This is a genomic window from candidate division KSB1 bacterium (assembly GCA_022566355.1).
GTDB lineage: Bacteria > Zhuqueibacterota > JdFR-76 > JdFR-76 > DREG01 > JADFJB01.
In genome coordinates, this window is record JADFJB010000154.1 from 1 (window position 1) to 9,150 (window position 9,150).

Annotated in this window: 6 protein-coding genes; 1 reads left to right on the forward strand and 5 read right to left on the reverse strand. The window is 38.7% G+C overall.

Features of this window, described 5'->3' with window-relative positions; all coding sequences use genetic code 11:
- Positions 1 to 251: 251 nt before the first annotated feature.
- The 4 genes from IIC38_18715 to IIC38_18730 form a co-directional block, all read right to left on the reverse strand.
- Entirely contained in the window at positions 252 to 1,949 is a 1,698-nt protein-coding gene (locus tag IIC38_18715) for a sodium:solute symporter (GenBank protein ID MCH8127958.1), read from the reverse strand.
- Positions 1,950 to 2,125: 176 nt separating this feature from the next.
- On the reverse strand, positions 2,126 to 4,624 hold the full coding sequence (locus tag IIC38_18720; protein MCH8127959.1) for a PIG-L family deacetylase: 2,499 nt from the start codon (positions 4,622 to 4,624) through the stop codon (positions 2,126 to 2,128).
- A gap of 564 nt (positions 4,625 to 5,188) precedes the next feature.
- Positions 5,189 to 6,637, reverse strand: a complete 1,449-nt coding sequence (locus IIC38_18725; GenBank protein ID MCH8127960.1) for an MATE family efflux transporter — start codon at positions 6,635 to 6,637, stop codon at positions 5,189 to 5,191.
- A 520-nt stretch (positions 6,638 to 7,157) separates the two neighbouring features.
- Positions 7,158 to 7,649: a histidine phosphatase family protein gene (locus IIC38_18730; GenBank protein ID MCH8127961.1), complete on the reverse strand. Its 492-nt coding sequence runs from the start codon at positions 7,647 to 7,649 to the stop codon at positions 7,158 to 7,160.
- A 573-nt stretch (positions 7,650 to 8,222) separates the two neighbouring features.
- Here IIC38_18730 and IIC38_18735 point away from each other — a divergent pair.
- Complete coding sequence (locus IIC38_18735) at positions 8,223 to 8,573, forward strand: TfoX/Sxy family protein (GenBank protein ID MCH8127962.1); 351 nt, start codon at positions 8,223 to 8,225, stop codon at positions 8,571 to 8,573.
- An 8-nt stretch (positions 8,574 to 8,581) separates the two neighbouring features.
- Here IIC38_18735 and queC read toward each other — a convergent pair.
- On the reverse strand, positions 8,582 to 9,150 hold a 569-nt coding region (gene queC / locus IIC38_18740; GenBank protein ID MCH8127963.1), incomplete at its 5' end, for a 7-cyano-7-deazaguanine synthase QueC.

Below are 9,150 nucleotides of genomic sequence, written 5' to 3' on the forward strand. Positions count from 1 at the left end.
TCAACAGAATATTACTCAGCTTGAAGAAATGATCTCTCAATGGGGAGAAAGCTTATAGGAGATAAGACCATTTGCCAAAAAAATATTATTTTAGTGTCTGAACGAAAAGCACCCATTCTGTCATTCCCGCATGCTTTTAGCGGGAATCTACATGCTTGGAATGATTAGATTCCGGCTCAAGCTTGTCCCTGCATGTTTTTGGCAGGGAAGATTACCGGAATGACACTAGTTGTTGAGTTTTAGGTCAAACACTATTTAACGGCTGGTTGAGGTGGTGTCAGCCAATTTATGGTATGAGCTAGAATAATCACCCCTAAACAGCCAACGACATTATACCAGAGAAAAGATGTTATCTCGAAAATATGAAAAACAAACACTAGAGTTTCAGCAACTATTGCAGCATAAAATGTAGCTGTTCCCTGAATTTTCTTAAAATAAAACGCAACTGCGAATATCCCCAATATGGTTCCATAAAAAAGAGATCCCAAGATATTAACGGCCTCAATAAGTGAGCCAAGCCGGCTGGCATATTCCGCAAGCAAGATGGCATAAACACCCCATATTGCGGTAAAGACTTTAGAGGCGATCACATAATGCTTATCATTACCCTTCTTGTAGATCATGCGGCGATAAATATCAACAACTGTTGTGGAAGCCAAAGAATTTAGCTCTGCCGAAGTCGATGACATGGATGCGGCAAATATTGCTGCGATCACCAATCCCACCAATCCGACAGGCAAAAAAGTAGTTACAAATGTCAGAAAAATATAATTCGTGTCATTAGGATTCATTTCCGGATCATTCTGCTGCATGAGAGAAATAGCCGATTCCCGGATTTCTTTTGTTTTCCCTTCTGCCAGATTGAGATTGTTTTGCGCCTGGTCAATTGCCTCTTGGTCGCTGTCATCCATCGCACTGATTAACTCTCTTATTCTCGTTTTCTTATATTCATGAGCTTTTTCGTATTCAACTTCCAATTCCTGGTAATCTGAAGCGTAGGCTGTGTTTTGAATTTTATTTATTTCCACAGAATTAAAAAATAAGGGAGGCTTTTCAAATTGATAAAACACAAACAACATAGCGCCAATAAGAAGAATGAAAAACTGCATCGGGACTTTAGCCAACCCATTAAAGATCAAACCAAAGCGACTTTCAGTGATCGAGGAACCAGTCAGGTATCTCTGTACCTGTGATTGATCTGTGCCAAAATAGGAGAGGTGCAGAAAAAGTCCGGCAATAATTCCCGACCAAATCGTATACCGATTATTCAAATCAAACGTAAAATCGATTGTATTAAACTTCCCCATTTTACCTGCCACAAATCCTGCATCCATTATTGAAATATCATCAGGGAGGAGATATAAGATCATAAAAAAAGCAGCAAACATACCAAACATAGCTATAAACATTTGGTGGAAATGGGTCCAGTTGACAGCCTTAGTGCCTCCTAAGGTTGTATAAACAATCACCAAAACACCGATTATAAAAGTGGTGATTTGTGTATTCCAACCCAATATAGTGGAAAGGATAATGGCCGGAGCGTAAATGGTAAGCCCAGCCGCCAATCCTCTTTGGATGAGAAAGAGTAGCGCTGCCAAACCACGTGTTTTCAGGTCAAAACGATTTTCTAAATACTCATAAGCAGTGAAAACTTTTAGTTTGTGATAAATTGGAACTGCTGTAATGGAAATAATGATCATTGCAATGGGAAGGCCGAAATAGAATTGGACAAAGCGCATACCGTCTACATAGGCCTGTCCGGGAGTTGAAAGGAACGTGATCGCGCTAGCTTGCGTTGCCATGATGGATAGTGCAATTGTAGGCCAGCGCATGCGCCTGTTTGCGAGTAGGTAGTCCTCTATATTTTTACTACCCCGCCCTTTCCAGACGCCGTAAAGAACAATGAAAAGCAGGGATGATATTAAAACAAACCAGTCTAGTGAGTGCAAATTTATATCTTATTTAGTTTGGAAATATTTAAGTTCAGTCTATAATAAAAAGCTAATCGAAGAATTTCATAAAAAGAGTAAATAAGATAATTAATATGACATGATTCAAAAGGACTAAAATATACCACTTATTCCAGCTTGAGAATATGGGGGGACGTTCTTCGACGTCCAAATTATTAGTGGGTTCCACGGCCATTTTCCTTGCCTGCAGAAATCATATTAACAAAAAGCCGGTAAGCACCAGGTACACCAGCCGGCAGCTCCCGGAAAAAAGACAACCCTGTATAAATAAATATTCCGCTGCCATATTCAGTATAAATAATGCCTCCCAACTTATCACCTTCACCCGGATCATGGCTGGAAATTGGCGCCTGGAAATTGGAGTCCCATTGATTCGCAAAGTAGAGCCCGCGTTCCTGAACCCAGCCATCGAAATCCGATTGAGTAATTTTATTAGGTGTATTCAATAGAGGATGGTCGGGAATTTCAAATTTTATCGGGGCATTTTCAACTGATACACGATCACGGGAAATTTGAAAAGGGAATGGTCCCAAATTATCAACAACCAATCCACGAGATGTATTATATTGAATAATGAGAACACCGCCTTTGTAAACAAAATCAAGCACTCTTGAGTAATGCTGTTTCAATCGCGTCCGAGTATTAAATACTCGCACTCCCGCGATGATTGTATCATATCGCTTGAGATCAGCATTTTCCAAATCGTCATCAGAAAGCAGATCTACATGGTACCCTAGTTGCTCAAGATATTTTGGCACCTCATCACCAGACCCCATAATGTAAGCGATGTGTTCCTCCCTTTTTGCCAAATCCAAACGAACTAGTTTGGCTTCCGCAGGTGGAAATAGTGTTTGAATTGAAATATGAGGATATTGAATTCGTAAAAATCCATTTGAAAGCCTTTTTCCATCAACTGTCGCTTCAGCTGTTAGAATTCCGGAAGAAGATATTTCCGGTGGCCGCAGAGTAAAATAAAACAAACGCTCATCATCTTTTTTCTCTAAGGAAAAGGATTGTGAAGATGGCTCAACGCGCCAACCGCTTGGAGTTTGTAATTGGAGTTGACCAGAGACAGCATCTTTGCCAGCTTTGACTCGCAGTCCAATTTTCCTGGAGTCATCATTCCCAAATACATAAAGGTTTTCCTCCAAAATCAGAGCGACTTCAGGGATTATCTCCAAAGTTCTGTACTGTTCTCCATTCACCCGATCCGTCCATCTATATAAAACAGGACTTTCAAAGATAAAACTTTGACCATCAATTTGAACTACAAATTGGACTTCCATAGCAGGTAAATTTTCCGGCTGACCAATTAATTTCTGATCTTTCACATTAAATAATCCCAAACTTGATTTAGAACGCAACCAGTATGGGTGAGTCAATTCGAAATCTTCAGGAATCGTTACTGACAACTTCTGTTGGAATGGTTGGTTATAACTTAAGTTTTGACTATTGACTAATTCTTCTGTTTGATATGGAGTGGTAATTTTTTCTAAAAGTACTGGGTAATGAGAGCGATTGATGACATTAACTGTAAGATTTGCTTCACTCCCTGGTGTGTAAGAATATTTCTCGGCTATAGCCTCTGTCCAAAGACCAAGACTGGAACGGATAATCTCTTTGAGCTCTTTTTGTTTCTGATTTACCCAATAACTTTGCGGTAGTGTTAATATTTTTTTATAAACTTTGACGAGAGAAGGAATAGTAGCTGTAGGATCATCGTGTTGAAAAGATGCAATTGCTTCTGTGATCATAGTCCCGATCTCTTTTCCGCCTTCTACTCTATTCCATGTCAGATCCACACCATCAAAAAGATCATTTTCAGCTGGCGTGCCTGCGGTATGCTGAAAACTATTTATAGATTGCCCCCTGCGACCTCTCGATCCGAATCCCTGGCTTTTATGCATACTCCTGCTTTCGGCAGCGATCTCGGTGTAGGATTTTCCCAGGAATGCATTATACTCACCTACATCAACGCTGATTAAATCAGAAGTATTTGTATCGGAACCAGTTCTATTCCTGCGCCAGGCATTCCATATAATTCTCTTGGGTTGCCAAGGAGAGACTAATTTTAATTGTTCCGAATATTGATTGGGATCGTTAGCAGCATGAAATGCTTCTTGAGCTAAAATTGCAGATGCGCGGTGATGACCATGACCACCCATTTCGGCCGTAAATCGCGTAATGATCACATCCGGGCGAAATGAACGAATGATCCAAACCATATCCGAAACCACTTCATCTCTTCCCCAAATTCGGATGGCTTCTTCGGAAGATTTCGAATATCCAAAATCAATAGCACGAGTAAAAAATTGCTCGGCTCCATCCAATTTTCGGGCAGCAACCAATTCCTGGGTTCGGATTACACTCATCAAAGCACCCTTTTCTGTTCCAATCAGATTCTGGCCGCCACCTCCGCGAGTCGTAGATAAATAAGCAGTTCTAACCAGCCGACCACTGGATAAATATGAGAGTAGAGCTGTATTTTCGTCATCAGGATGAGCAGCTACCATCAGGACACTGCCTAAGACATTCAGCTTTCTCAATGCCAATTCCAGCTCGGCCGAATTCATGATCCGAGTTGGTTGAGACAACAAAACTGAATGATTAAGAATGAATACTAATATCAAACTAATTTTTAATATTTTTCTCATGCGTTACTCCATATATCACAAAGATCACTAAGAATATACATATTATGCACTAAGATCAAAGAGAAAAAGTAAGTACCTTAATGAATTTTTGTGTCTACTTTTGGGTCTTTTGTGGTTAAAATATTTTTTTCCGGTTCTAAGTGAATTCTCGTTTATCAATCAATCGAAAATACAAATAAAACTTATACGAACTCAACAATGGTTGAAGTTTCATTTATTCCAAAATAAAGTAAAGATTAATAAAACAGAATTTTTCAAATTGGCAAATAAAATCTTCTTAAATCTTAAAATATTATTGTTTCCTTCATTTATATTGATATTTGGTAACTATTCAGCCTCTAAGTCTCAAAGGCTCTAAATTCATATTATTTTTTAATGCTTTTTTTTAACTGTTCGGCTATTGGCATTTAATCCCAACAGAAGATATAAAAGTGATTATGGATGAGTTAAACAAAGAACAAAAAACGATCAATAATCTCATCAAAGTAAGCTAAGGGCCAGCAGCCTATGGTTGAAAAGTTACGAATATTTGATATTTTGAAAATTCAGATTTATTTGAAATTTCTAAACTTTTCTCTCCTTCCATTTACCTCTTCGAAAAAGGATAATTCCAGCTATACCCAGCAACGACTCTGCTACAACTATCGCAATAAATACTCCCAATTCGCCAAACCCAAATTCCAATGCAAGGGCATAAGCCACTGGAATTTCAAACAGCCAGAAGCAGAAAAAATTTATTTTTGTCGGAGTTGCTGTATCACCAGCCCCGTTAAATGCCTGAATCATAATCATGCCATAGCCATAGAACAGATAACCATAACTAATCACTCGTAAACATTCCGAACCAATTGCGATAACTCGCTCTTCATCCGTAAAGATACGCACTAAGAATTCAGGAAATGTGATAAAAACGATCGCAATTAAACCCAGGAAAACCATGTTTATAAATGCTGATATCCATACCGATTTTTCTGCCCGGTCTGGTTTCTTTGCGCCTAAGTTCTGACCAACCAATGTTGCAGCTGCATTACTCATACCCCAAGAGGGCAATATGGAAAAAATAATGATGCGAACAGCTATTGTGTATCCTGCCAAGGCCTCGCTGCCAAAAACAGCCATGATGCGCACTAATCCAATCCAACTAGAGGTTGCGATGATGAATTGTCCAATGCCGCCTAAAGATAGTCGTAGCAATCGTTTCATCACATCAATTTGGATTTTCATATGTTTCCTGGCAATATGAATTCTGCCCGATTTACGCAGTAGGGTATAAATTTGGTACACCACCCCGATTCCACGTCCAATGGATGTGGCAATCGCAGCACCTTTTATACCGAGTTCGGGGAATGGCCCGAGGCCAAAAATCAGGCATGGATCCAGAATAATGTTAATGATGTTAGCCAACCATAATGCCCGCATGGCGACAGCCGCATCGCCTACGCCACGGAAGATCGCATTGTTGATAAAGATCAACATGATCACGGCATTGGTGCTAAGCATGATAGCCGTGTACATAAACCCGGAACTGATTATTGCTTGTGATGCTCCCATTAATTGAAGTAACTCTGGAGCAAAGAAAATCCCCAAAAACATGATGGGAGTTGACACCAGGAATCCCACCACTATGGCCTGAACTGCTGCAACTGAAGCGCCTTCGGAATCTTTCTCTCCAGTCCTTCGCGCAACAATTGCAGTCGCAGCCATACTAAGACCGATTCCGATGGCATAAACAATTGTTATCATTGACTCGGTGAGCCCAACTGTTGCGACAGCATCCGAACCAAGTTTTGATACGAAAAATATATCTACAACGGCAAAAATCGATTCCATCATCAATTCCAGTACCATTGGAATGGAGAGCAGTAGAATGGCTCTGCCAATACTTCCCTTTGTAAAATCTCTTTGGGTACCAGCTATGGATTCACGGACATCCTGCCAAAGTTGAGATATTTTCCAATTCGATTCACTCGATGATTCTGATTTTAAAGATTGATCTTGTTCAATTTGGCTCATGATTTATCTTTCCAGTTTGAATAAACTTAATAAAAATAGTGTACTTTCCAAAAAATGAAAAGTTTGAATGAAAAATATTGAATTGTGGAAATTAAAAGTAGAAAGGGGGATAATTCGCTAAAGTAAGCAGATGGATTTCACTTTATGATGGATAATTTGAAGTAAAATATTTAGCGAATTCTACACTTACAGATAACGATTATTAACCTTCCCTTTTAACAAGGACGGTATTGCTGATGTACATTTAAAACTCCTTTATTTATTAAAACATTATTCTAACAAATAATTTTGAGTTAGGTAAATAATATTTTTCGCAGAGTTTCGTCAATTAAAGTTAAACAATCATGGTTTGCCATATGGATGGCTAAAATTGGCTAAGACTTCTATGGGCAAAAACAGAATTTAGAATATAGCAAAATATAAATAATCTCAAAATATTAGCATGGTTTTTCAAAGAAACCCTTTAATTTCAGGTTTGACATTAATCACACGAATTCCTTTGGGATAATAACCAAGTTCATTATTGCTTGCCCGGATAGTCAAATGATAACAATCTACCATTTCCTTCAGAAACATCTTGCCATGAATCAACATCGAATGCAATACAGAATACGCTACATGGGGGCATACTGTCAACCTTAACATTGGTTAGATGGCAACCCAGGTCGTGAAATCCCGGGTTGTGTCCGACCATCATGACATGATGATGTTTGTCATCATTTTGACGGATTATTTCAATTAATTCGCTAACGCCCGCCTCGTACAAATTGAAGTTATTCTCTATTTTTTCCTCATCATAACCGATTTCTTCAGCAAAAATCATTGCTGTTTGATAAGCTCTTACAGCCGGGCTTGTAATCAATTGATCCGGAATAGTTCCGTTTTTCGCCAATCTCTTCCCCATCATTGGTGCATCTTGTTCCCCTCGCTTATTCAAGGTTCTGGTAAAATCATCCGATTCAGGATTTTTCAAATTGGAACTTGCGTGTCTAACCAATGTAAGTGTTTTCATCTTAATCTACCGTTTATACAAAAGGAAGCCAACATTCATACATGTCTGTGATTAAATCAATCTATTTATCCTGTGATTGCTAGCTTTATTTATACGTGATGGTTAAACCAAATAATTTACAACAAGCCATCATCACACAGCCTCTCTTTAAATTGCTTTGTTATTATTCAAAGTGAAATACTTAACCTACTTATATTTCTTATAGTAAGGCCATTCTTAGGTGGTTCGGTTTGAAACCGAAATTATTTATTTTTGAGATTCTGAAATATTATATGAATAATTTAAATTTACAAGTTTTTTACAATTACCGTGTGGCAATTCATGAAACTAATTAATTAAGAACAGTTAACTTACTCATTCATAAATAAATGTTAATCCATTGTGAAATAATGAAATTTAAAAGGCCTTGCACAGCCACTACATAAATACCAAGACAGTTAAAATGATGGTCGTAACGATTTAATGAAGGTAAACTGATTTAGGATAATAAGACCCTTCAGGGTAAATAAGAGCCTTCAGGGTTAAATAAGACCTCTCAGGTTTTAAAAACCTGAGAGGAATAGGAAACAATATATGCCAAAATCAAATGAATTTGTTGACTATTTACTGGAACGGCTGGAACCGTTCGGACAAGTAACAGCAAGAGCGATGTTTGGCGGGTATGGAATTTACCATAACCAGCTGATGTTTGGCCTGGTTGCAGATGATATGTTGTATCTCAAAGTTGATAACATAAATCGCAAAGAATTTGAAGAAAGGAAATTGCAGCCATTTGTATATGTCAAACAAGGTAAGGCGATGAAAATGTCATATTACCAGGTTCCGGAAGAAGCGCTGGACAATTCTGATGAAACGTGTCGATGGGCTGAATTGGCATATTCTGCAGCTCTTCGCGGTCAAAGTAAAACTAAGAAAAAGAAATAGATCTTCCCTTACAAAGGATCCACTGCTCCATTTTCAGAAAAGGCTTCCGAGCGTTCAACACAAGCGCCACATTTACCACATGGCAACGATTCTCCCTGGTAACAGGTCCAGGTCAATTCATAGGGTACGCCGAGGCGAATACCAACCTTAACTATACCTGTCTTTGTATCGTTTAAAAATGGCGTCTTTAAACTGATTGCATCGTAATGCCCTAATTTTAATACTTTTCTCGCCGCCTGAATAAACTCAGGCCGACAATCTGGATAAATGGCATGATCGCCGGCATGAACACCCATATACAAAGTTGATGCACCAACCGACGCTGCAAATGCAGCTCCTGAAGATAGAAACATCAAGTTTCGGAAAGGAACAACCGTTAAACGCATGGATGGATCCGTGTAATGGCCTTCGGGGATTTCTACTTCGTCGATATCTGTAAGTGCATTGCCTTTTAGAGACGAAAAAATGTTTGAGAGATCCAGATGGTGTAACGGTATTTTGTAAAACTCAGCTATTTTTTTTGCAGCTTGTTTTTCTCGCTGGTGCCTTTGTCCATAATAAAAATGAATGGCATTTA

Coding starts and splice junctions, on each gene's coding strand:
- IIC38_18720 (MCH8127959.1), bottom strand. CDS start 4,624: ATGAGAAAAATATTAAAAATTAGTTTGATATTAGTATTCATTCTTAAT.
- IIC38_18725 (MCH8127960.1), bottom strand. CDS start 6,637: ATGAGCCAAATTGAACAAGATCAATCTTTAAAATCAGAATCATCGAGT.
- IIC38_18730 (MCH8127961.1), bottom strand. CDS start 7,649: ATGAAAACACTTACATTGGTTAGACACGCAAGTTCCAATTTGAAAAAT.
- IIC38_18735 (MCH8127962.1), top strand. CDS start 8,223: ATGCCAAAATCAAATGAATTTGTTGACTATTTACTGGAACGGCTGGAA.